The sequence below is a fragment of the Stenotrophomonas sp. Y6 genome (assembly GCF_022436665.1).
Taxonomy (GTDB): Bacteria; Pseudomonadota; Gammaproteobacteria; order Xanthomonadales; family Xanthomonadaceae; genus Stenotrophomonas; species Stenotrophomonas acidaminiphila_A.
Window position 1 is genome coordinate 236,069 of record NZ_JAKUKB010000009.1, and the last position, 21,392, is coordinate 257,460.

Below are 21,392 nucleotides of genomic sequence, written 5' to 3' on the forward strand. Positions count from 1 at the left end.
GGGCGCGGCGGCAATAACCTGTGTGGCATCGCATCGCCCCCTTGGAGTTCCCCATGCCATCGACATCGCTGCCGTCCCTGTACATCTCGCACGGGTCGCCGATGACCGCGCTGCAGCCCGGTGCGGTGGGGCCGCGCCTGGCCGAGCTGGCTGCCGCGCTGCCGCGCCCGCGCGCCATCGTGATGGCCTCAGCGCACTGGCTGGGCCGCACGCCGACGGTATCGGCGGCGGAGCGGCCGCAGACCATCCACGATTTCGGCGGCTTTCCCGAGGCGCTCTACCAGCTGCAGTACCCGGCGCCCGGCGCGCCGGAGCTGGCGCAGGACGTGGCGACGCGACTGGCCGCGGCCGGGTTGTCGCCGCTGATCGATCCGCAGCGCGGGCTCGACCACGGCGCCTGGGTGCCGTTGCGCTTCCTCTACCCGCAGGCCGACATCCCGGTGCTGCAGCTGTCGATCCAGCCCGCGCTGGGGCCCGCGCACCAATGGGCGATGGGCCGCGCGCTGGCGCCGCTGCGCGCGGACGGGGTGCTGCTGGTCGGCTCGGGCAGCATCACCCACAACCTGCACGACTGGCACCACTACGCGCAGGGCGGGGAGGCGCCGTACGTGCGTCCGTTCATCCAGTGGGTGGAGCAGAAGCTGCACGCCGATGACGTGCCGGCGCTGCTGGACTACCGCCGCCAGGCGCCGTTCGCCGAACAGGCGCACCCCACCGACGAGCACCTGCTGCCGCTGCATTTCGCCATGGGCGCGGCCGGCACGGACCGGCTCGGTGCGCGCCGCATCGACGCCGGCATCGACATGGGCTTCCTGGCGATGGACATCTACCGCTTCGACGGCGCGGCATAGGTCCGGCGCTTCCTGCGCGGATACCCGCCGCCCCCATCGGCGGCGGCGCGTGCCTGTGATAGTTTCTCCGCGTTGTTCCAACCGTCGCTGCCATGGTGGTGACTTCGTGGAGAGGCATGAACACGATCGAAGTCGTTCTGGCGATGCTGGTGGCGGTGGTCGCCAGCGGCTACCTGGTCAGGATCCTGCCGTTCTCGCTGCCGTTGCCGCTGGTGCAGATCGGCCTGGGCGCCTTGATCGCCGGCGTGTTCAAGCGTGGCCATGCGCTCGAGCCGGACATGTTCTTCCTGCTGTTCCTGCCGCCGCTGCTGTTCCTTGACGGCTGGCGCATCCCCAAGCAGGGCCTGTTCCGCGACAAGGGCGCGATTCTGGAGCTGGCGTTCGGGCTGGTGGTGTTCACCGTGGTCGGCGCCGGCCTGCTGATCCACTGGCTGATCCCGGCCATGCCGCTGGCGGTGGCGTTCGCGCTGGCGGCCATCGTCTCGCCCACCGATCCGGTCGCGGTGGGGGCCATCGCCTCGCGGGTGCCGATTCCCAAGCGGCTGATGCACATCCTGGAAGGCGAATCGCTGCTCAACGACGCCTCCGGTCTGGTCTGCTTCCGCTTCGCCGTGGCCGCGGTGATGACCGGCAGCTTCTCGCTGGCGCAGGCCTCGCTGACCTTCCTGTGGGTGGCCTTCGCCGGCCTGGCCATCGGCGTGGCGGTGACCCTGGGCGTGTCCACCTTCCAGCGCTGGCTGTGGCGCAGCTTCGGCGAGGAGCCGGGCGCGGCGCTGCTGGTCAACCTGCTGATCCCGTTCGCCGCTTATCTGTTGGCCGAGGAGTTCAACGCTTCGGGTATCCTCGCCGCGGTCGCCGCCGGCATCACCATGAGCTATGTCGAGCTGACCGGCCGCATCAGCGGCAGCATGCGGGTGCAGCGCGCGGCGGTGTGGAGCACCGTGCAGTTCAGCTTCAACGGCATCATGTTCGTGCTGCTGGGCGAGCAGCTGCCGGGCATCGTGCAGCGCGCGGTGGATACGCTGGCGGTCACCGGGCACAGCGACTGGTGGTGGCTGGCGATCTACGTGGTGGCGATCAACGCGATGCTGGTGGTGCTGCGCCTGGTGTGGGTGTGGCTGTCGCTGCGCTGGAACCTGCTGCGCGCGCGCTGGCGCGGCGAGGCGCGTGCGAACCAGACCTCGTGGCGGGTGGTGCTGGCGATGTCGGTGGCCGGCGTGCGTGGCGCCATCACCCTGGCCGGCGTGCTGACCCTGCCGCTGATGGTCCCCGGCGGCGAGCCATTCCCGGCGCGCGACCTGGTGATCTTCCTGGCCGCGTCGGTGATCCTGGTCTCGCTGCTGGGCGCGAGCCTGCTGCTGCCGCGGCTGCTGCGCGGGCTGGAACTGCCGCGGGACGACGACAGCCGGCGCGTCGAGGACCTGGCCCGCACGCTGTCGTCCAAGGCCGCGCTGGCCGCGGTGGAGAAAGCCCGGCAGCAGCTGGTCGAGGGCCAGACCACCACCAACGTGCAGCTCTACAACGACGCCGCGGCGCGGGTCAGCCTGCTGTACCAGCGCAACCTGGAGAAGGGGCAGGGCCCCGACGAGGACCCGGAGAAGGTGCGGCGCATGGAGCAGGCCTACCGCAGCCTGCGCGCGGCCGGGCTCACCGCCGAGCGCGAGGAACTGTTCCGCCTGACCCGGCACGGGCAGATACCCGACGAGGTCGCGCGCAGGCTGATCCGCAACCTGGACCTGCTGGAGAGCCGGCAGCGGGATTGAGCCCGCGGCCGGCATTGCCGGCGCCCGTGCGGGGCGCCGCCTGGCTTACTTCCTGTTCAATTCCAGGAAATACGGCTCGACCGTGCCGTTGATCTTCAGCGTCATCGGGTTGCCGCGGCGGTCGCGGGCCTTGCCGGCCTGCACCCGGATCCAGCCTTCGCTGACCGAGTACTCCTCCACGTCATCGCGCTCGATGCCGTTGAAGCGCACGCCGACGCCGCGTTCGAGCGCGGCCGGGTCGTGGAACGGGCTGCTGGGGTTCACCGCCAGGCGGTCGGGAGGGGTATCGCTCATGATCTGTGTTCGTTGACGGCCACCGTGGCCCTCTTCATGCGCACAAGGATAACCGTTGCCGCTTCCGCTGCCGTGCGCGTGGCGGCAGAATGCGCGCCATCACGCAGTGGAGCGCCGCCATGCCCGACAACAGTGCCGATTACGAAGATTCCGACGAACTGCTGCCGACCTTCGACGAGGACGACCATCCGGCGCGGGTGTGGAACCTGCTGTGGCTGGTCAACCCGGGCGACGAGGAGGCCGCGCTGCAGCAGTTCGATGCCTGGCGCGAGGCGCGTGCCGGCGCCGAGCACGACAGCGGCGACGAGCAGTGGCTGTGGGACCTGAAGGACGCGATCGACTGGCGCGCCGGCTTCTACGTGGACTGGAAGGACATCGATTCGTTCGTGGCCGCGATCGACGAGCTGGCCGCGCGCTGGAACCTGCGCATCGACTGGGGCGGGGACCTGGACGACGAGGATTTCGCGCAGGACCTCGACGTGCCGGCGCTGATGGCGACCGCGCACGACCGCCTGCGCGAGCATGGCTACACGCTGTGGAACTGGAACACCGGCGGCGACGACTATGCCGGCTGGATCGCGCTCAGCCGCGACGACGAGGCGATGCTGGCGCTGTGCTCGCTGCTGGGCGTGGAAGTGCGGCCGGGCAGCGACCCGTTCTGAATCCCGCCGCGCGTGGCTTGCGGGGCTTGCCCCGCCGGCGCTGGCGGACGTGGCAGGTGCCGCGGCAGGCGTGCGCGGCGAGCCCCGCGCCTACGGCTGGTATTGCGCGCGCGCGTTGGCGATGACCCGCCGCACCAGGTCGCGGTCGGTGTGGCGCGAGATGGCGTGCGCGCCCAGCGCGATGGCGGTATCGCGCAGCGCCGCCGGCACGTCGTAGTGCGCGCCGCTGCGGCGGTTCTGGAATGCCCGCCGCGGAATCCCGAGCTGCTGCGCCATGGCATGCAGCTCGGGCAGGGTGTCGGCCAGCAGATGCGCCCAGCGCTCGCCGCGCCAGGGGTGTACCGCATCGTCGATATAGACCGTCACCGCGGCGCCATCGCTCAGGCCTGCGGCTTGTCGCCGGCCTCGGCCGCTGCTTCGCCTGCGTCGGCGTCCACGGCGTCATTGCCGGCGTCCGCGACCGCGGCGTCCTCGCCTTCGACGCCCTCGAACTCGGCGACCAGGCCGGCCAGGTAGTCGTCGGCGCTCTTGCCTTCGGCCGCGGCGGCGGCGTCGATCAGCTGCTGCAGCTGCTCCGAATACTCCAGCGCGACCTTGCGGCCTTCCTTCTCCTGCACGTTGGCCAGGTGCTTGAGCATGGCCAGCATCGGCACCGGGTTGTCGGCGTTGCCCATGGTCTGGCCGCCGACGGACAGCAGCCACTGCCGCCCCTGCAGGCCGATGGCGGCGACCACCTGGCCTTCTTCGTTCACCAGCACGGCGTGGTTCTGCACCTGCTGCTGCGCGTCCAGGCGCAGGAACGGGCGGCGGGGCTGCTGCTTCTTGCGCTTGTCGCGCTTGGCTTTAGACTGCTTGGACATGAGGGCTGCACAAAAGGAAACGGCCGCCATTGTAGGCGGCCGCTTCGCTGGTTGCCGAACCGGCGCGTCGCGCGGCCGTTCAGTCGACGCCCGGGCCGGGTGCGGCACCGGCCGCGGCGTCGCTGGTGGCAGGCGCGGCAGCCGCGGCAGCGGCGGATCCACCCGGAGCGGGCAGCGCGGCGATCGCCGACAGCGCGGCGGCTTCGGCCTCCTTGGTCATCACCACGATGCTGATGCGGCGGTTGATCGGGTTCTGCGGGTCGGTCTTGTCGAACAGCACCGACGACGACAGCCCGACCACCCGCGCCACCTTGTCCTCGCCCATGCCGCCTTCCAGCAGCGCGCGGCGCGCGGCGTTGGCGCGGTCCGCGCTCAGTTCCCAGTTGCTGTAGCCCAGCTGCGTGGAATAGGCGGTGATGTCGGTGTGGCCGCTGATGCTGATGTGGTTGGGCACCTGGTTGATGAAGTGCGACAGCTCGCGCAGGATCTCGCGCGTGTACGGCATCAGCTTGGCGCTGCCCATGTCGAACATCGGCCGGTTCTGCTTGTCCACGATCTGGATCCGCAGCCCTTCGGAGGTGATGTCCAGCAGCAGCTGGTCCTTGAACGGCTCCAGCGCCTGGCTCTTGCTGATCGCTTCCTCCAGTTCCTGCTTCAGCGCCTCCAGCTGCTGCTTCTCGCGCTCGCGTTCGTCCACCGGCGTGGGGATCGACTCGCGCTGGTTCTGGAACGGGTCGTTGCTGTTGCCGCGGGAGATATCGGTGGCACCGCCGAGCTTGATCATCGAGGTGCTGGCGCCGCCGGGCCCGGCCATGCCCGGCGCCGGGGTGGAGCTGGTGCCGCTCAACGGGCTCGGGTTGCGGAAATACTCGGAAATGGCCGCGCGCTCGGGCTTGCTGGTGGAGGCCAGCAGCCACATCACCAGAAAGAACGCCATCATCGCGGTGACGAAGTCGGCGTAAGCGACCTTCCACGAGCCGCCGTGGTGGCCGCCGCCCTGGATCTTCTTCACGCGCCGCACGATCACCGTGGGCTTGGCATCGTTGCTGGCCATGGCTTATTTGACCGACTTCAGGTGCTGCTCGAACTCGGTGAAGCCCGGGCGCAGTGCCGACGGCACGGTCTTGCGCGCGAACTCCAGGGCGATCTTCGGGTTGTAGCCGCGCAGGCAGGCCAGCAGCGCGGTCTTGACCGATTCGTAGATGCGCGAATCCTGTTCGGCGCGGGCCTCCACCGCGGCCGCGACCGGGCCGATGAAGCCGTAGCCGAGCAGGATGCCGAGGAAGGTGCCCACCAGGGCGCCGGCCACGTGCGCGCCGACTTCCTTGATATCGCCGCCGATCGAGCCCATGGTGATCACGATGCCCAGCACCGCCGCGACGATGCCGAAACCGGGCAGGCCGTCGGCCACCTTGGTCAGCACGTGCGCCGGCTCCATGGCCTCGTGGTGGTGTTTTTCCAGCTCCAGCTCCAGCAGCGGTTCCAGCTCGTGCGGCTCGATGTTGGAGCCGATCATCAGCCGCAGGCAGTCGGTGATGAAGTCGATCAGGTGGTGGTCGGCCTGGATCTTCGGGTAATTGGCGAAGATCGGGCTCTCGGCGGCGTTCTCCACGTGCTCCTCGAGCGACATGAAGCCCTCGCGGCGCGCCTTGTTGAGCAGTTCGTACAGCAGGCTCAGCACGTCCAGGTAGTCCTGCTGCTTGTAGCGCGGGCCCTTGAACACGCCGACCACGGCCTGCAGCGTCTTCTTCACCGTCTTGGCCGGGGTGCCGACCAGGAACGCGCCCAGTGCCGCGCCGCCGATGATCACCAGTTCATAGGGTTGCCACAGCGCGCCGAGCTTTCCGTGCGCGCCGACATAGCCACCGAGCACGCTGAGGATGACGACAAGCAGACCGACGATGATGAGCATGGGCGCGGGACACGGGAGGGGATATCCCGTTGTCGGCCGCGCCGGCCGGAACTGAAGGGGGAAAGTGTGAACTCAGTCGGCGGGCATTGCTTCGGCCCCGCCGCGCCGCAGCGGGTCCGGCCAGCGCTCGCCGCGGCCGACGAAGGACAGCGAAACCGAGTTCAGGCAATGCCTTTCGAAGGTCGGCGGGGGGCCGTCCGGGAACACATGGCCCAGGTGGCTGCCGCAGCGGGCGCAGACGATTTCCGTGCGCACCATCCCGTGGCTGGTGTCGCGGATGCGACCGACATGGGCCGGGTCGAACGGGGCGAAGAAGCTGGGCCAGCCGGTGCCCGAGTCGAACTTGGTGCTGGAGCGGAACAGCGGCAGGCCACACAGCCGGCAGCAGTAGGTGCCTTCGCGCTTGTTGTCCAGGAACACGCCGCAGAACGGCGCTTCGGTGCCGTGATGCAGCAGGACGCGCTTTTCGTCGTCGCCCAGGCCGGCGACCAGGGCGTCGCGCCGGGCGGCATCGGGGGGAGTCAGGTCGAAAGCGGTCATGGCCGCGCCTCCAAGGGGGAGGCCCCATGGTAGGGCGCGGCCGGCGCTGCTCCAACCGTGGCGGTTAACCCGCCTGCAGCGGCGCAGGTGCATCATGGCCAGACATGGACCCGTGGGAGTACCCGATGAAACGGATTGCCCTGCTGTTGACCACGCTGCTGGCGGCCACCCCGGCCCTGGCCCAGCTCAAGCCCACGCCGGCGCCGACCGAGACCCGGCCGGTGAGCCTGCCGCCGCCCTCGAAACCGGCCAGTGACGCCTCCGGCCAGGCGGCCGACAACGCGCGCCTGCGCGAGCGGCTGGAAGATTCGGCGGGCAAGGCGGCCCCGGCGCGGCCCCGGCCGGCGGCCAAGCCGCAAACGGCCCAGGTGCCGGTGTACGACCAGGAAGGGCGACGGCTCAACGGCATGCGCCCGGCCGGTCCGGGGCGGGTGATGGACACCCGTACCGGGCGCTACCACGACACCGTGCCCAGCGGCGACGGCGTACGCATCGTGCGCTGAGCGGCCGCGGGCCTGACCGCCGGCAACGCGCGCCGCGCAGGCATCCCTGCGATGGTCGGAATCACCGTGCCCTGGCGCCTGCTTGACCCTTCCCGGGCGCACTGTGCGCAGGCGCAGTCGGTGCGCGCCATTGCCGTACCGGCGTACCGGGTGTCCCACATGTCCCCCCTCCGAACCCGGAGCATGCCCCGCAGCGCCGGCCAGCCGGCGCCGCAGGAACCGTCGCGGCCGTCGAAGATGGCCAGCGCCAGCCAGGCCGCGGGCAAGGCGGACAGGCAGGCGCACAAGGCGCCGGAGCGGGACCGCCGCCGACAACGCGACGGGCGTTGCGGGGTGAGCCAGCGGCGGGCCTGTCCCGCCGCTTTGCCGTCGCCGGCTCAGTCGGCGATGGGCAGGCTGAGCGTTTCCTTTACTTCCTCCATCACGATGTAGCTCTTGGATTCGCGCACGTGCGGCAGGGTCAGCAGGGTGCTGCCGAGCAGCTTGCGGTAGGAGGCCATTTCGTTGATGCGCGCCTTGATCAGGTAGTCGAAGTCGCCCGAGACCAGGTGGCACTCCAGCACGTTGGGCAGCTTCAGCGCGGCGCGGCGGAACTCCTCGAAGATGTCGCCCGATTTGTAGGCCAGCGAGATCTCCACGAATACCAGCAGCCCCGCCTTGAGGTACTGCGGGTCCAGCCGCGCGTAGTAGCCGGTGATCACCCCCTCGCGCTCCAGCCGGCGCACGCGCTCGGTGCACGGGGTGGTGGACAGGCCCACCCGTTCGCCCAGTTCGGTGAAGGAAATGCGGCCTTCGGCCTGCAGGATGCGCAGGATCCGGCGGTCGATCTTGTCCAGTTCGCGGCTGCGGGCGGCCATGGGCGCTCTGTTTTGCGTGAAGGAAACGGGAAATTACCCTGTTTTATCCGCCAATACGGGGAAAAACACTGGAATGGGCTGAATATACTGCGCCGTTCATGGCCCCTGCGCGATCCGGCGCAGGGAATTGACAGGGTCAGGGCCTGCCGCCATCCCCCGCCGCGCCTGCGCCGGGCGCGCGCAGGTTCCCAGGAGACGACGATGCGGGTTCTGATACTCGGCAGTGGTGTGATCGGCACGACCAGTGCCTGGTACCTGCGACAGGCGGGCCACGAGGTCACGGTGGTGGACCGGCAGCCCGGCCCGGCGCTGGAGACCAGCTTCGCCAACGCCGGCCAGCTCTCCTTCGGCTACACCTCGCCGTGGGCCGCGCCCGGGGTGCCGCTGAAGGCGATCAAGTGGCTGTTCCAGGAGCACGCGCCACTGGCCATCCGCCCGACCGCCGACATCGCCCAGTACCGCTGGTTGTGGCAGATGCTGCGCAACTGCACCGCCGGCCGCTATGCGATCAACAAGGCGCGCATGGTGCGCATGTCCGATTACAGCCGCGACTGCATCAACGAGCTGCGCGCGGCCACCGGCATCGACTACGAAGGCCGCCAGCTGGGCACCACCCAGCTGTTCCGCACCCAGCAGCAGCTGGACGCCGCCGCCCAGGACATCGAGGTGCTGCGCCAGTACGGCGTGCCGTATGAAGTGCTGGACCGCCAGGGCATCGTCCGCGTGGAGCCGGCGCTGGCCGGCACCGCCGACACCCTGGTCGGCGCGCTGCGCCTGCCCGAGGACCAGACCGGCGACTGCCAGCTGTTCACCCACAAACTGGCCGCGCTGGCCGCCGCCGCCGGGGTCGAGTTCCGCTTCGACCAGGACGTGGCGGGACTGCAGCGCGACGGCGACCGCATCACCGGGGTGCGCATCGGCGGCCGGCTGGAAACCGCCGACCGGTACGTGGTCGCGCTGGGCAGCTATTCGCCGCAGTTGCTGGCGCCGCTGGGCATGCGCCTGCCGGTATACCCGCTCAAGGGCTATTCGCTGACCCTGCCGATCACCGACCCGGCGATGGCGCCGACCTCGACCATCCTGGACGAGAGCTACAAGGTGGCGGTCACCCGCTTCCAGGACCGCATCCGCGTCGGCGGCATGGCCGAGGTGGCCGGTTTCGACCTGTCGCTGGACCCGCGCCGCCGCGCCACCCTGGAAAAGGTCGTGGGCGATCTCTACCCGCACGGCGGCGACCTGTCGCGCGCCGAGTTCTGGACCGGCCTGCGCCCGGCCACCCCCGACGGCACCCCGGTGGTGGGCGCCACCCCGTACCGCAACCTGTTCCTCAACACCGGCCATGGCACGCTCGGCTGGACCATGGCCGCCGGTTCCGGGCGCTACCTGGCCGACCTGATGGACGGCCGGACGCCGCAGATCAGCAGCGAAGGCCTGGATATCTTCCGCTACGGCGGACAGGAGCGCGGCTGATGCGCCCGGCACAGGCCCTGATCGACCTGGACGCGCTGCGCGGCAATTACCGGCTGGCGCGCGAGCTGGGCGGCGGCAAGGCGCTGGCGGTGATCAAGGCCGACGCCTACGGCCACGGCGCGGTCGCCTGCGCGCGCGCGCTGGAAGCCGAGGCCGACGGCTTCGGCGTGGCCTGCATCGAGGAGGCGCTGGAGCTGCGCCAGGCCGGCATCCGTAAGCCGGTGCTGCTGCTGGAGGGCTTCTTCGACGCCGCCGAACTGCCGCTGATCGTCGAGCACGACCTGTGGACGGTGGCGGCCTCGCCGTGGCAGGTCGAGGCGCTGGCCGCGTTCAGCACCGACGCCACCGTGCAGGTCTGGCTGAAGCTGGACAGCGGCATGCACCGGCTGGGACTGGGAGTGGACGAGTTCCGCGCCGCGCACGCGCGGCTGTCGGCGCTGCCGCACATCGCGCCGATGGTGCTGATGAGCCACCTGGCGCGCGCCGACGAGCTGGACAGCCCGCGCACGCTGGAACAGCTGGAAACCTTCAACCGCGCCATCGACGGCCTGCCGGGCGAGACCAGCCTGTGCAACTCGCCGGCGCTGCTGGGCTGGCCGCAGGTGCGCAGCGACTGGGTGCGCCCCGGCCTGATGCTGTACGGCGCCGACCCGCTGTACCCGCAGCCGGGCCCGCACGCGGCACGGCTGCGGCCGGTGATGACCCTGCAGTCGCGGGTGATCGCGGTGCGCGAGATCGGCGTCGGCGAGCCGCTGGGCTACGGCGCGCGCTTCGTCGCGCAGCGCCCCACGCGCGTGGGCGTGGTGGCCATGGGCTACGCCGACGGCTATCCGCAGTTCGCGCCCAACGGCACCCCGGTGCAGATCGACGGCTTGCCCGGCCAGCTGATCGGGCGGGTGTCGATGGACATGCTCACCGTCGACCTGACCGATCACCCGCAGGCCGGGCTGGGCAGCATCGTGCAGCTGTGGGGCACGGCACCCACCATTTCCGAACTGGCGCCGCGCTGCAACACCAGCGCCTACCGGCTGCCGTGCAGCCTCAAGCGCACCCCGCGCGTCTATCTGTCGCAATAGGCAACAGAAAAGGGCCGCGAACGCGGCCCTTTTCCTTTCGTTCCCCTGCGCTCGCGCGCGCCGCTGCCGGCATCAGAGCCCGGCGGTGGCGCGGTCCTCGCGCAGTTCGCGGCGCAGCCAGTCGTCGAGCAGGCGCTTCTCGTAGCGCAGCGGATCGGTGTCGGACAGGCGCGTGGTGCCATACAGGTAGGCGTTGTCCACCAGCTTGCGCTCGCCCTGGTCGATCACCCGGCCCTGCGCGTCGGTGACGGTGAACTGCAGGTTGATCCGCGGCGGGTAGATGTTGCGCATGATGCGCACGTCGTCCAGGCGCGGGCCCTGCCACGGCTCGTAGTCGCCGGCGCGCTTGATGTCGGTGATGGTCACGCTCATCTGCTGCCCCTCGGGCAGCTTGCTGGATGCCTGCTTGCGCAGGTACTCGGCCAGGTCCACCACCCAGTTGCCGCGCTCGGCGTCCCAGCGATTGTGGCTCTGGCGCAGTTCGGTGAACCCGGACGGATCGTTCCACTGCACCTGCACCGGGCCTTCCTGGGCCAGGGCGCGCGGCGCCTGCGGGTCGGTGACAGTGGCGGGCCGGGCATCGGCGCTACCCGCCGCGAGCAGGCACGCCAGCGCCAGGGCGGTTACGGTCGGGGTTTTCATGACGAACCTCCGGAATCGGGTGTCCCTGCAGTGTGGGGGCGATCGCCGCGCCGGGCAATCGCCCGCCGCCCGGCGGTTGGAGCCGGGTTGCGGACGGTTCATCATCACATGCCGTGGATAGCTGGACGCCGAGACTTTTCCCCGTTGCGGCATCGCCGCGAGGACCCGATCAACCCCCTTGAGCACGCATCCATCCGAACTGGAGCCGTTCGTTCCGCCGCCGCAGGTCGCGGCGGGGCTGGACAGCGCGTCGCTGTACCAGGAGGTGTTCGAGGCCGCCGGTACCGGCTTCTGCGTGATCGAGGTGCTGTTCGACGAGGCCCGCGCGGTGGACTTCCTGCACTGCAGGGTGAACGCGGCCTTCGAGCGCATCACCGGGCTGGCCGGTGTCGCCGGGCGCCGCGCCACCGAGGTGCTGCCGGGGCTGGACGAGTACTGGTTCCGGGTGTTCGGGCGGGTGGTCGACGAGGGCGTGCCGGCGCAGTTCGAGCGTTACCTGCCACAGCTCGGGCGCTGGTACTCGGTCGAGGCGGTGCGGCTGGGGCCGGCGGCGGCGCGGCGGCTCGCGGTGCTGTTCGTCGACATCTCGCGGCGCAAGCAGATCGAGACCGAACTGGCCGAAAGCGAGGCGCGCTTCAGCGCCCTGGCCGACGGTCTGCCGATGCCGGTCTGGGTACTGGATGACCTGGGCCACGTACGTTTCGTCAACAATGCCTTCGGCAGCTTCTTCGGCCTGCAGGCCGACCACCGCTTCGGGCCGCGCTGGTGGGAGGGGCTGCTGCACCCGGAGGACCTGAAGGTCTTCGAGTACGCATTGGAAGACGCGCTGGGCAACGAGCGCGAACTGCACCTGAGCGCGCGCCTGCGCCGCCATGACGGCCAGTGGCGGTGGCTGGAGATGAACGCCGCGCCGCGCTTCTCGGCCGATGGCCGCTTCATCGGCCTGGCCGGCAACAGCCCGGACATCACCGAGCGCCGCGAGATCGAGATGGCGCGCGAGGAGTTGCTGGGCGCCGAGCGTGCCGCACGCAGCGCCGCCGAGAGCATGGCCCGGGTCAAGGACGAGTTCCTCGCCACCCTGTCGCACGAACTGCGCACCCCGCTGACCACCATCCTGGGCTGGAGCGAACTGCTGCTGCAGCGCATGGAGGCCGACCATCCCATGCGCCGCGGGGTGGAGGTCATCGCCAGCAGCGCGCTGGCGCAGAAGCGGTTGATGTCGGACATGCTCGACCTGAGCAGCATGCTGCTGGGCAAGGTGCAGCTGGAGGTCGAGGTGCTCGACCTTGCCGAGCAGGTGCGCGAGGCCGTGCGCCTGCAGGAGCTGGCGGCGCAGGACAAGGCGCAGGCGCTGGTGGTCGATGTGCCGCGGGCGCCGTGCCCGGTGCTGGGCGATGCCACGCGGCTGCAGCAGGTGCTGTGGAACCTGCTGGCCAACGCCATCAAGTTCACCCCGGTCGAGGGCCGGATCGAGGTCGTGCTGCGGCAGGAGGACGGGCAATACGTGGTGGACGTGCGCGACAACGGCGACGGCATCGCGCCGGAGTTCCTGGCGCAGCTGTTCAGCCGCTTCAGCCAGGCCGACACCACCACCACCCGCCGCCATGGCGGCCTGGGGCTGGGGCTGGCCATCGCCAGGCAGTTGACCGAACTGCATGGCGGTTCGGTGTGCGCGCAGAGCGCGGGTGCTGGCCAGGGGGCCACGTTCAGCGTGCGCCTGCCGGCATACCGGGTGGAGAACGCCGGGCGGCCGCGGCGCACCGTGCAGCGGGTCGCGGCCGGCGAACAGGTGGTGGCCGGCCACGCGCTGGCCGGGACCCGGGTTCTGGCGGTGGAAGACCAGCCGGAGGTACTGGCCTATCTGCGACGGGTGCTGGAAGAGCAGGGCGCGCAGGTGGTGGCGGCGGCGTCGGCCGCAGAAGCGCTGGAGCTGCTGGACCTGCGTGGCCACGCCGCCTTCGATGTGCTGGTCAGCGACGTCGGCATGCCCGGCATGGACGGCTACGGGCTGGCACGCACGCTGCGCGAGACCATGGGCATTTCCGCGGCGGAGCTGCCGGCGGTCGCGGTGACCGCGCTGGCGCGGGGCGATGACCGCCGCCGCGCGCTGGCGGCCGGCTTCCAGGTGCACGTCGCCAAGCCGTACAGCGTGGCGCAGCTGGTAGGCGCGGTCCGCGAAGCCTGTACCGGCCGCTGAATCCACGCCGCGCGTGGCCGGCCCCGGCCCGGACGGGCCGCTAGAATGACCGGCTACGTTCCGCTGGATATCCGCGATGGCCGCCGCCCAAGACGCCCCGCTGCAGACCCTGTTCCTCCCGTTCGCCAGTGGCAGCCTGCCGTGGCCGCAGGGGCCGGTGCTGTTCCTGCGCGCCCGCGAGGGCTGGCCGCTGCGCGAGCATGCCGCGCCCGGGCAACTGGTGTGCGTGCAGAGTTTCCGGCCGTTCGCGCAGGCCCTGGAGCGCGGCGGCTGGGAGGTGCGCGACGAGGCCGCCGTGGAAGACACCGCCGCCACCTACCCGCTGGTGCTGGTGTTGCCGCCGCGCCAGCGCGACGAAGCGCGCGCGCTGCTGGCGCGGGCGCTGGCGCAGCTGGCGCCGGGCGGCGTGCTGGTCGCCTGCCAGGCCAACAGCGAGGGCGCGCGTTCGGGTGAAAGCGACCTGGAGCGCCTGGCCGGCCTCGGCGGCAAGCTCACCAAGAACCACTGCCGGGTGTACTGGAGCGCGCCGCGTGACGGCCACCACGACGAGGCGCTGCGCGCGCGCTGGGCGGCGCTGGATGCGCCGCGGCCGATCATGGACGGGCGCTTCCTCAGCCGCCCCGGGGTGTTCGCCTGGGACCGCATCGACCGCGCCTCGGCGCTGCTGGTCGAACAGCTGCCGCCGGACCTGGCCGGGCGTGGCGCCGACCTCGGCGCCGGCTGGGGCTATCTGTCGGCCGAGCTGCTGGCGCGCTGCCCCGCGGTGACCGCGCTGGACCTGTACGAAGCCGAGTCGCGGGCGCTGGCGCTGGCCCGCCACAACCTGGCCGGCAGCCGCGCGCAGCTGGATTTCCGCTGGCACGACGTCACCGCCGGCATCGACGGCCGCTACGACTTCGTCGTCTCCAATCCGCCGTTCCATACCCCCGCGCGCGAGGACCGGCCGGACATCGGCCAGCGCTTCATCGCCGTGGCCGCGCAGGCGCTGCGCCCGGGCGGGCGCCTGTTCATGGTCGCCAACCGGCACCTGCCGTACGAACAGATCCTCAACGACAGTTTCGGGCAGGTGCGCGTGGCGGCCGAGCGCGACGGCTTCAAGGTCATCGTCGGCACCCGCGGGGGCCGCGCATGAAGCTGGTCAAGCACATCGCCAACCTCGGTTATGGCAGCCGCAAGCAGGTGCAGTGGCTGTTCCGCGAGGGCCGCGTCACCGATGCCGATGGCGACGTGCTGTACGCCGACGACAAGGTCGCGCACGACGCCATCCGCATCGATGGCGAGCCGCTGGATCCGCCGCCGGGCCTGGCCCTGATGCTGCACAAGCCGACCGGCTATACCTGCTCGACCAAGGACCAGGGCCGGCTGGTCTATGACCTGCTGCCCACCCGCTTCCGTGACCGCTCGCCGCTGTTGTCCACGGTCGGCCGGCTGGACCGCGACACCAGCGGGCTGCTGCTGATGACCGACGACGGCGCGCTGCTGCACCGGATCGTGTCGCCGAAGTCGAAGCTGGACAAGGTCTACGAGGCGCGGCTGGCGCAGGACCTGCGCGGCGACGAGGCGGCGACCTTCGCCAGCGGCACGCTGTTGCTGGAATCGGAGGACAAGCCGCTGCTGCCGGCCGAACTCGAGGTGCTGGGCCCGCGGCACGCGCGCCTGACCCTGCACGAGGGCCGCTACCACCAGGTGCGGCGCATGTTCGCCGCGGTCGGCAACCACGTCGAAGCGCTGCACCGCAGCCGCATCGGCGGGCTGGCGCTGGACGGGCTGGCCGAAGGCCAGTGGCGGGTGCTGTCGGCCGCCGATCTGCAGGTCCTGTTCGGGGACGCGCCATGACCCTGCTGGCGTCGCTGGCGGCGCGGCCACAGGCGGTGATCTTCGACATGGACGGGCTGATGCTGGACAGCGAGCGCGCGCTGCTGGGCTGTCTGGCGCAGGCCGCTGCGGACGCCGGCCACCCGCTGCCCGAGGCGTTCCTGCTGTCGCTGATCGGCTCCAGCGACGCGCTCACCCGCCAGCGCATCGCCGGGCAGGTCGGCGCCGGTGCGGTGGATGCCCTGCTGCAGGATTCGTACGCGCGCTATGAACGGCTGGTGGCGGCCGGGGTGCCGCACCGCCCGGGCATCACCGACCTGCTCGACACCTTGGTCGCGCACGGCGTGCCGCGCGCGGTGGCCACCTCCACGCGGCGCCCGCTGGCGCTGCGTAAGCTCGAAAGCGCCGGGCTGCTGCGCTACTTCGAACACGTGGCGACCAGCAGCGACGTCGCCCACCCCAAGCCGGCGCCGGACATCTACCTGCTGGCCGCGGCGCGGCTGGGGGTCGAGCCACGCCACTGCCTGGCGCTGGAGGATTCGCCCACCGGCGTGCGCGCGGCGCTGGCCGCCGGCATGACCGTGATCCAGGTGCCGGACCTGCTGCAGCCGGACGCGGACGTGCGCGCGCTGGGCCATGCCATCGCCGGCTCGCTGCACGATGTGCGCGGGCTGCTGCTGCCGCTGCTGGACGGTCCGCCCGCGGCGCGCACGCGGGCCGGGTAAGGCGCGAACGGAACCCGGCCACGGCGACCGCGCCGGGCCGCCGCCTTCATCGGTTCCTTCGCCGCTGCGCGCCGGCGGCCGGGAGCGGCCGCCTCACTCCCCGTCCAGCAACCGCTTCCAGCCGTCCACGCCGAGCCTGTCCAGGGTGGCGATGTTGCGCTCGACGATCACGTCCGGGTCCGGGAACGCGGCCACCGCGCGTTCCACGCTGTCCTCGCGCAGCAGGTGCAGGGTGGGCCAGGGGGCGCGGTTGGTGTAGTTGCTGGCGTCGTCCGGCGCGGTGCCGGCGAACTGGTACTGCGGGTGGAAGCTGGCCACCTGCAGTACGCCCTGCAGGTCCAGTGCCTCCACCGCCGCGTCGGCGTTGTCCAGGAAGTCGTTGTAGTCGAGGAAATCGCTGAGCACCTGCGGGTGCACGATCAGCGTGGTATCGATCTGCTCGGCCGGCGTGTCGCGCAGCAGCAGCAGTTCCTCGGCCAGCTGCTCCAGCAGCGCCTCGGGCGTGCTGGCGTCGCTGAGCACGAAGCGCACCTGCTCCTTGACGTACACCGCCTTGGCGAACGGGCACAGGTTGAGCCCGATCACGGCCTTCTCCAGCCAGCGGCGGGTGTCGGCGATCGGGTCGTGGGCGGTGTCGTTCATGGCGGACAGGCGGGCAACGGGGCGGCCATTCTAGGCGATGGCGGGCCGTGCCGCGGCGCCGGCGCGCGGGCCGCCGCGGACATCACGCCGCGCCCGCGGGCCTGCCGCGCGCGCTCAGTCGCGGAAGTTGTCGAACTGCAGCGGCTGCTCGAACTCGCTCTTCTTCAGCAGCGCGATCGTTTCCTGCAGGTCGTCGCGCTTCTTGCCGTTCACGCGCAGCTTGTCGCCGTTGATCTGGGTGTCGACCTTGATCTTGGACTCCTTGATCTTCGCCGCGATCTGCTTGGCCAGCTTCTGCTCGATGCCCTGCTTGACCTTGACCTGCTGGCGCGCGCCACCGAGGTTGGTCTCGATGTCGCCGAACTCCATGCAGCGGAAGTCGATGCCGCGCGCGGCCAGGCGCTGCTTGAGGATGTCGGCCATCTGCTTGAGCTGGAAATCGCTGGGCGCGGCCAGTTTGATCAGCGCGTCACCCTCCTGCTCGAACTTCGCGTCCACGCCCTTGAAATCGAAGCGCGTGGACAGCTCGCGGTTGGCCTGGTCGATGGCGTTGGTCAGTTCGTGCTTGTCGACTTCGGACACGACGTCGAAGGAAGGCATGGGAGAGCTCCTGGCGGAAAAACAGCGGCCATTCTAGGCGATCGCCCGGTGGCGCCGTCGTCAGGGCGCGTCCTTCCACTGCGCATGCAGCAGGTTGGATACCGCGAAGCAGGCCGGCGCGTCCTTGTTGGACAGCACGATCACGGTTTCGCCGGTATGCGGGTAGGTGCGCACGTCGGTGCAGATGCCGTCGGCGCTGCCGCCATGCCCCCAGCGGAAGTCGCGTTCGGGCACGCCGGGGCCGTAGCCCGTGGCGAAGAAGCCCAGCCCCATGAACTCGTGCTGCGGCGTGGTCGCCTGCCTGAACAGCGGCAGGGGCAGCAGCCGGCCGTCAACCAGTGCCTGCACGAAGCGCAGCAGGTCGCTGGCCGGCGCCACCTGCCCGCCGGCGGCGAAACCGCGCGCCGGCAGCGTGGCGCAGTTGCGCACGCGCCTGCCCTCGACCTCGACATGGCCCGCCGCCAGGTCCGGCGCCGGGTCGTCGCAGTCGACGAAGCCGGTGCGGGTCATCCCGGCCGGCGCCAGCACATGCGCGCGGACGTAGGACTCGAAGTCCTGCCCGGACAGTACCTCGACCATCCGCCCCAGCACCACGTAGCCATAGTTGCCGTATTTCTGCTGCGTGCCCGGGGCGAACTGCGGTGCGCGCCGGCCGTGCAGGGCGATGATGTCGGCGGCGCTGCGCAGCCGCGCGCGCTCGGCCGCATGTGCGGCGCCGAACAGTTCGTCCACGTCGCCGGCGCCGGCGGTGTGGGTGAGCAGCTGCCGCACCGTCACCGTGTCGGCGAAGGCGCGGTTGGGGTAGTCCTCCAGCACCTCGCCGACGTGGCTGTCCAGGGTGATGCGGCCGGCGGCGACCTGCTGCAGGATCGCCACGCTGGTGAACATCTTGCCGGCGGACGCCAGGTTCAGGCGGTCATCGGCGTGCAGCGGTGCCTCGCCGGTCTCGTCGCGCAGGCCATAGGCCTTCTCGAACACCACCTGGCCATCGTGTGCGACCAGCACCACGCCGGAAAAGCGTCCGGCCGCCTCCAGCCCGAGGGCGAAACCGTCGAGCCGCGCCAGGTCGGTGGTGGCAGGCGCCTGCGCGGCGGCCGTCGCGCAGGCCAGGGACAGGGCCAGTGGGCCCAGGCAGCGAAGCGGGGTGGAAGCGACAGGCATGCATCCGGCTCCGGCGGAAGATGCGGCGAGCATAACGGCAGCGCGGCGGCGGTTGCCGGCGTGGCCTGCGATAATCGCGCCATGTCCGTTTCTTCCCCCCCTGTCTCGCGCTCCCCCGCCGCCGCCGTGGCGTGGATGCTGTCCGCCGTCGCCTTCTTTTCGCTGATGGACGCCGGCATGAAGCTGCTGTCGGCCAGCTACCCGACCCTGCAGGTCACCATGCTGCGCGGCGCCGCTTCGCTGCCGTTCGTCCTGGTGTGGGTGCTGGCCACCGCCGGCCCGCGCTCGCTGATCCCGGTGCGCTGGGGCCTGCACCTGCTGCGCGGCGCGCTGGGCATGGCCATGATCGGCTGCTTCGTCTACGCGTTGCGCAGCCTGCCGCTGTCCACCGCCTATTCGATCTATTTCGTCGCGCCGCTGCTGGTGGCCGCGCTGTCGGTGCCCTTGCTGGGCGAGCGGGTGGGGCCGCGGCGCTGGGTCGCGATCGCCATCGGCCTGGTTGGTGTGCTGGTGGTCCTGCGCCCGGGCGTGGACGGCTTCATCTCGCTGCCGGGGCTGATGGTGCTGCTGGCGGCCACCGCCTATGCCATCGCCGCGGTGACGGTGAGCCTGCTGACCCGCACCGACACCCCGCAGGCGATGGTGGTGTGGTTCCTGCTGATCATGGCGATCGGCGCCGGGCTGCTGGCGTGGCCGCAGTGGCAACCCCTGCAGTGGCGGCACGCCGGGCTGATCGCCGGCATGGGCCTGGCCGGTGCGCTGGGGCAGATCGCGCTGACCCGTGCCTTCCAGCTGGGGCAGGCGTCGATGATCGCGCCGCTGGAATACACCGGGCTGGTCTGGGTGATCGGCTGGGACCTGCTGCTGTGGGGCGTGCTGCCGGATCGCATGACCTGGGTCGGCGCGGCGATCATCGTCGCCAGCGGCCTGTACCTGCTGCACCGCGAGCGGGTCCAGCACGCGCGGCGGGCGGGGCAGGTGGACCACCCCTGACGGCCGTCCGGGCGTGCATAGAACCAAAAGGAATAAGATTCCCGCTGCCCGTGCGGGCGCCGCGGCCGCGGCGCTGCTAGGCTTGCCGCCCTTCCGTCCGCCCGCTGCCTGGCCGTGATCGAGTTCCAGAACCTGCACAAATCCTATGCCGTGGAAGGCCGCGCGATCACCGCGCTGCATCCGCTCGACCTGGCGATCGGCGCCGGCGAGGTGTTCGGCATCATCGGCCATTCGGGGGCCGGCAAGTCGACCCTGATCCGCCTGATCAACCGCCTGGAGGAACCCAGCGGCGGCCGCGTGCTGATCGACGGCCAGGATGCCACCGCGCTCGACGCCGAGGGCCTGCGCGCGCTGCGCCGGCGCATCGGCATGATCTTCCAGCACTTCAACCTGCTGTCGGCGCGCACCGTGGCCGGCAACGTCGCCTTCCCGCTGGAGCTGGCCGGCACGCCGAAGGCGCGGATCGACGCACGCGTGGCCGAGCTGCTGCATACCGTCGGCCTGGAAGCGCACGCGGCCAAGTACCCGGCACAGCTGTCCGGCGGGCAGAAGCAGCGGGTGGGCATTGCCCGCGCGCTGGCCACCGCGCCCAAGATCCTGCTGTGCGACGAGGCCACCAGCGCGCTCGACCCGCAGACCACCGCCTCGGTGCTGGCGCTGCTGGCGAAGATCAACCGCGAACTGGGCCTGACCATCGTGCTGATCACCCACGAGATGGACGTGATCCGCCGGGTCTGCGACCGGGTGGCGGTGCTCGATGCCGGCCGCCTGGTCGAGAGCGGGCCGGTGAGCGAGGTGTTCCTGCATCCGCAGCACCCGACCACGCGCCGCTTCGTGTCCGAATCCGAGCACGTGGACGAGGGTGAACTGCACCGCGATTTCGCCGCCGTGGGCGGGCGCATCGTGCGCCTGACCTTCCTCGGCGACGGTACCTACGAACCGCTGCTGGGCCGCATCGCGCGGCAGACCGGGGTGGACTACAACATCCTGTCCGGCCGCATCGACCGGATCAAGGACACGCCCTACGGGCAGCTGACCGTCGCCCTGGTGGGCGGCGACCAGAACGCCGCCCAGGCCGGTTTCGTCGAGGCCGGCGTGCACGTGGAGGAACTGCGCCGATGATCGCCACCACCACCGACGGCTTCTTCCGCCACCTGGATGCCGGCAAATGGGCCGACATCGGCCAGGCCACCGTCGACACCCTGCTGATGCTGGCCGGCTCGCTGCCGCTGACCCTGGCCATCGGCCTGCCGCTGGGCGTGCTGCTGTTCCTCACCGGCTCGCCGCAGCTGCACCGCCGCCCGTTGCTGTACGGGCTCACCGCGCTCGTGGTGAATGTGCTGCGCTCGGTGCCCTTCATCATCCTGATGATCGTGCTGATCCCGGTGACGCTGGCGCTGATGGGCACCTCGCTGGGCGTGCGCGGCGCGATCCTGCCGCTGGTGGTCGGCGCCGCGCCGTTCTACGCGCGGCTGGTCGAGACGGCGCTGCGCGAGGTCGACCGCGGCGTGATCGAGGCCAGCCAGGCCATGGGCGCCACCACCGCGCAGCTGGTGTTCAAGGTGCTGCTGCCCGAAGCGCGGCCGGGGCTGATCGCCGGCGCCACGGTCACCACCATTGCCCTGATCGGCTTCACCGCCATGGGCGGCGCGATCGGTTCGGGCGGCCTCGGCGACCTGGCGTTCCGCGACGGCTACCAGCGTTCGCACACCGATGTGGCCCTGGTCACGGTGGTGCTGCTGCTGGTGCTGGTGCAGCTGCTGCAGATGCTGGGCGACCGCCTGGTACGCCACTACACTCGCCGTTGAGCAACATTTTCGTAGATGCCG

At 70.9% G+C, this 21,392-nt stretch carries 24 protein-coding genes; 13 read left to right on the forward strand and 11 right to left on the reverse strand.

Going from position 1 to position 21,392, the window contains the following annotated elements; translation table 11 throughout:
* Positions 1 to 53: 53 nt before the first annotated feature.
* Together MKP15_RS12595 and MKP15_RS12600 are read left to right on the forward strand one after the other, a co-directional pair.
* Complete coding sequence (locus MKP15_RS12595; RefSeq protein WP_240212926.1) at positions 54 to 851, forward strand: class III extradiol ring-cleavage dioxygenase; 798 nt, start codon at positions 54 to 56, stop codon at positions 849 to 851.
* Between the two features lie 116 nt (positions 852 to 967).
* Positions 968 to 2,614: a Na+/H+ antiporter gene (locus MKP15_RS12600; protein ID WP_240212927.1), complete on the forward strand. Its 1,647-nt coding sequence runs from the start codon at positions 968 to 970 to the stop codon at positions 2,612 to 2,614.
* Between the two features lie 45 nt (positions 2,615 to 2,659).
* Here MKP15_RS12600 and MKP15_RS12605 read toward each other — a convergent pair whose 3' ends face one another.
* Entirely contained in the window at positions 2,660 to 2,908 is a 249-nt protein-coding gene (locus tag MKP15_RS12605; protein ID WP_240212928.1) for a DUF3297 family protein, read from the reverse strand.
* 119 nt (positions 2,909 to 3,027) lie between these two features.
* On the opposite strand from MKP15_RS12605, the gene MKP15_RS12610 reads away from it, so the two are divergent.
* On the forward strand, positions 3,028 to 3,570 hold the full coding sequence (locus MKP15_RS12610) for a hypothetical protein (protein WP_240212929.1): 543 nt from the start codon (positions 3,028 to 3,030) through the stop codon (positions 3,568 to 3,570).
* 90 nt (positions 3,571 to 3,660) lie between these two features.
* Here MKP15_RS12610 and MKP15_RS12615 read toward each other — a convergent pair whose 3' ends face one another.
* The 5 genes from MKP15_RS12615 to msrB form a co-directional block, all read right to left on the reverse strand.
* Positions 3,661 to 3,936 (reverse strand): DUF4031 domain-containing protein, encoded by a 276-nt coding sequence (locus MKP15_RS12615; protein ID WP_240212930.1) that lies wholly within the window; start codon positions 3,934 to 3,936, stop codon positions 3,661 to 3,663.
* A 14-nt stretch (positions 3,937 to 3,950) separates the two neighbouring features.
* Complete coding sequence (locus MKP15_RS12620; RefSeq protein ID WP_240212931.1) at positions 3,951 to 4,430, reverse strand: hypothetical protein; 480 nt, start codon at positions 4,428 to 4,430, stop codon at positions 3,951 to 3,953.
* 79 nt (positions 4,431 to 4,509) lie between these two features.
* A complete protein-coding gene (gene motB, locus MKP15_RS12625) occupies positions 4,510 to 5,484 on the reverse strand; it encodes a flagellar motor protein MotB (RefSeq protein ID WP_240212932.1) in 975 nt (324 codons plus the stop codon).
* 3 nt (positions 5,485 to 5,487) lie between these two features.
* Complete coding sequence (gene motA / locus MKP15_RS12630) at positions 5,488 to 6,342, reverse strand: flagellar motor stator protein MotA (protein ID WP_182336037.1); 855 nt, start codon at positions 6,340 to 6,342, stop codon at positions 5,488 to 5,490.
* 72 nt (positions 6,343 to 6,414) lie between these two features.
* The gene (gene msrB / locus MKP15_RS12635) at positions 6,415 to 6,882 is read right to left on the reverse strand and encodes a peptide-methionine (R)-S-oxide reductase MsrB (RefSeq protein ID WP_104937903.1); all 468 of its coding nucleotides are present in this window, start codon (positions 6,880 to 6,882) and stop codon (positions 6,415 to 6,417) included.
* A gap of 125 nt (positions 6,883 to 7,007) precedes the next feature.
* Between msrB and MKP15_RS12640 the strand changes: the two genes are divergently transcribed.
* Complete coding sequence (locus MKP15_RS12640; protein WP_240212933.1) at positions 7,008 to 7,385, forward strand: classical arabinogalactan protein 4; 378 nt, start codon at positions 7,008 to 7,010, stop codon at positions 7,383 to 7,385.
* 377 nt (positions 7,386 to 7,762) lie between these two features.
* Here MKP15_RS12640 and MKP15_RS12645 read toward each other — a convergent pair whose 3' ends face one another.
* Positions 7,763 to 8,242 (reverse strand): winged helix-turn-helix transcriptional regulator, encoded by a 480-nt coding sequence (locus tag MKP15_RS12645; protein ID WP_104937905.1) that lies wholly within the window; start codon positions 8,240 to 8,242, stop codon positions 7,763 to 7,765.
* Between the two features lie 201 nt (positions 8,243 to 8,443).
* Here MKP15_RS12645 and MKP15_RS12650 point away from each other — a divergent pair, with 201 nt between their 5' ends.
* Together MKP15_RS12650 and alr are read left to right on the forward strand one after the other, a co-directional pair.
* On the forward strand, positions 8,444 to 9,712 hold the full coding sequence (locus tag MKP15_RS12650; RefSeq protein WP_161614299.1) for a D-amino acid dehydrogenase: 1,269 nt from the start codon (positions 8,444 to 8,446) through the stop codon (positions 9,710 to 9,712).
* Positions 9,712 to 10,788 carry an alanine racemase gene (gene alr, locus MKP15_RS12655; RefSeq protein ID WP_240212934.1) on the forward strand — a complete coding sequence of 359 codons (1,077 nt, stop codon included), beginning with the start codon at positions 9,712 to 9,714 and terminating at the stop codon, positions 10,786 to 10,788. The genes MKP15_RS12650 and alr overlap by 1 nt, the downstream gene beginning before the upstream one ends.
* A 72-nt stretch (positions 10,789 to 10,860) precedes the next feature.
* Here the strand turns inward: alr and MKP15_RS12660 are convergent, their stop codons facing one another.
* Entirely contained in the window at positions 10,861 to 11,430 is a 570-nt protein-coding gene (locus MKP15_RS12660) for a DUF3016 domain-containing protein (protein WP_161614301.1), read from the reverse strand.
* 199 nt (positions 11,431 to 11,629) lie between these two features.
* Between MKP15_RS12660 and MKP15_RS12665 the strand changes: the two genes are divergently transcribed.
* From MKP15_RS12665 to MKP15_RS12680, 4 genes are all read left to right on the forward strand, one after another.
* Entirely contained in the window at positions 11,630 to 13,627 is a 1,998-nt protein-coding gene (locus MKP15_RS12665; RefSeq protein ID WP_240212972.1) for an ATP-binding protein, read from the forward strand.
* A 76-nt stretch (positions 13,628 to 13,703) separates the two neighbouring features.
* Positions 13,704 to 14,759 carry a class I SAM-dependent methyltransferase gene (locus MKP15_RS12670; protein ID WP_240212935.1) on the forward strand — a complete coding sequence of 352 codons (1,056 nt, stop codon included), beginning with the start codon at positions 13,704 to 13,706 and terminating at the stop codon, positions 14,757 to 14,759.
* A complete protein-coding gene (locus MKP15_RS12675) occupies positions 14,756 to 15,463 on the forward strand; it encodes a pseudouridine synthase (protein ID WP_240212936.1) in 708 nt (235 codons plus the stop codon). The genes MKP15_RS12670 and MKP15_RS12675 overlap by 4 nt, the downstream gene beginning before the upstream one ends.
* A complete protein-coding gene (locus tag MKP15_RS12680; RefSeq protein WP_240212937.1) occupies positions 15,460 to 16,167 on the forward strand; it encodes an HAD family phosphatase in 708 nt (235 codons plus the stop codon). The genes MKP15_RS12675 and MKP15_RS12680 overlap by 4 nt, the downstream gene beginning before the upstream one ends.
* Positions 16,168 to 16,260: 93 nt before the next feature.
* Here MKP15_RS12680 and MKP15_RS12685 read toward each other — a convergent pair whose 3' ends face one another.
* From MKP15_RS12685 to MKP15_RS12695, 3 genes are all read right to left on the reverse strand, one after another.
* Positions 16,261 to 16,809, reverse strand: coding sequence for a DUF1415 domain-containing protein (locus tag MKP15_RS12685; protein ID WP_240212938.1), 549 nt, complete (start codon positions 16,807 to 16,809; stop codon positions 16,261 to 16,263).
* A gap of 114 nt (positions 16,810 to 16,923) precedes the next feature.
* Positions 16,924 to 17,409, reverse strand: coding sequence for a YajQ family cyclic di-GMP-binding protein (locus tag MKP15_RS12690; RefSeq protein ID WP_104937912.1), 486 nt, complete (start codon positions 17,407 to 17,409; stop codon positions 16,924 to 16,926).
* Positions 17,410 to 17,469: 60 nt separating this feature from the next.
* On the reverse strand, positions 17,470 to 18,570 hold the full coding sequence (locus MKP15_RS12695) for a serine hydrolase domain-containing protein (RefSeq protein ID WP_240212939.1): 1,101 nt from the start codon (positions 18,568 to 18,570) through the stop codon (positions 17,470 to 17,472).
* Positions 18,571 to 18,651: 81 nt separating this feature from the next.
* Between MKP15_RS12695 and MKP15_RS12700 the strand changes: the two genes are divergently transcribed.
* The 3 genes from MKP15_RS12700 to MKP15_RS12710 all read left to right on the forward strand — a co-directional run bounded on the left by MKP15_RS12700 (position 18,652) and on the right by MKP15_RS12710 (position 21,371).
* On the forward strand, positions 18,652 to 19,563 hold the full coding sequence (locus MKP15_RS12700) for a DMT family transporter (RefSeq protein ID WP_240212940.1): 912 nt from the start codon (positions 18,652 to 18,654) through the stop codon (positions 19,561 to 19,563).
* Between the two features lie 114 nt (positions 19,564 to 19,677).
* Positions 19,678 to 20,685, forward strand: coding sequence for a methionine ABC transporter ATP-binding protein (locus tag MKP15_RS12705; RefSeq protein WP_240212941.1), 1,008 nt, complete (start codon positions 19,678 to 19,680; stop codon positions 20,683 to 20,685).
* A complete protein-coding gene (locus tag MKP15_RS12710) occupies positions 20,682 to 21,371 on the forward strand; it encodes a methionine ABC transporter permease (RefSeq protein WP_104937916.1) in 690 nt (229 codons plus the stop codon). Before MKP15_RS12705 ends, MKP15_RS12710 begins: the two co-directional genes overlap by 4 nt.
* The last annotated feature ends 21 nt before the right edge of the window (positions 21,372 to 21,392 follow it).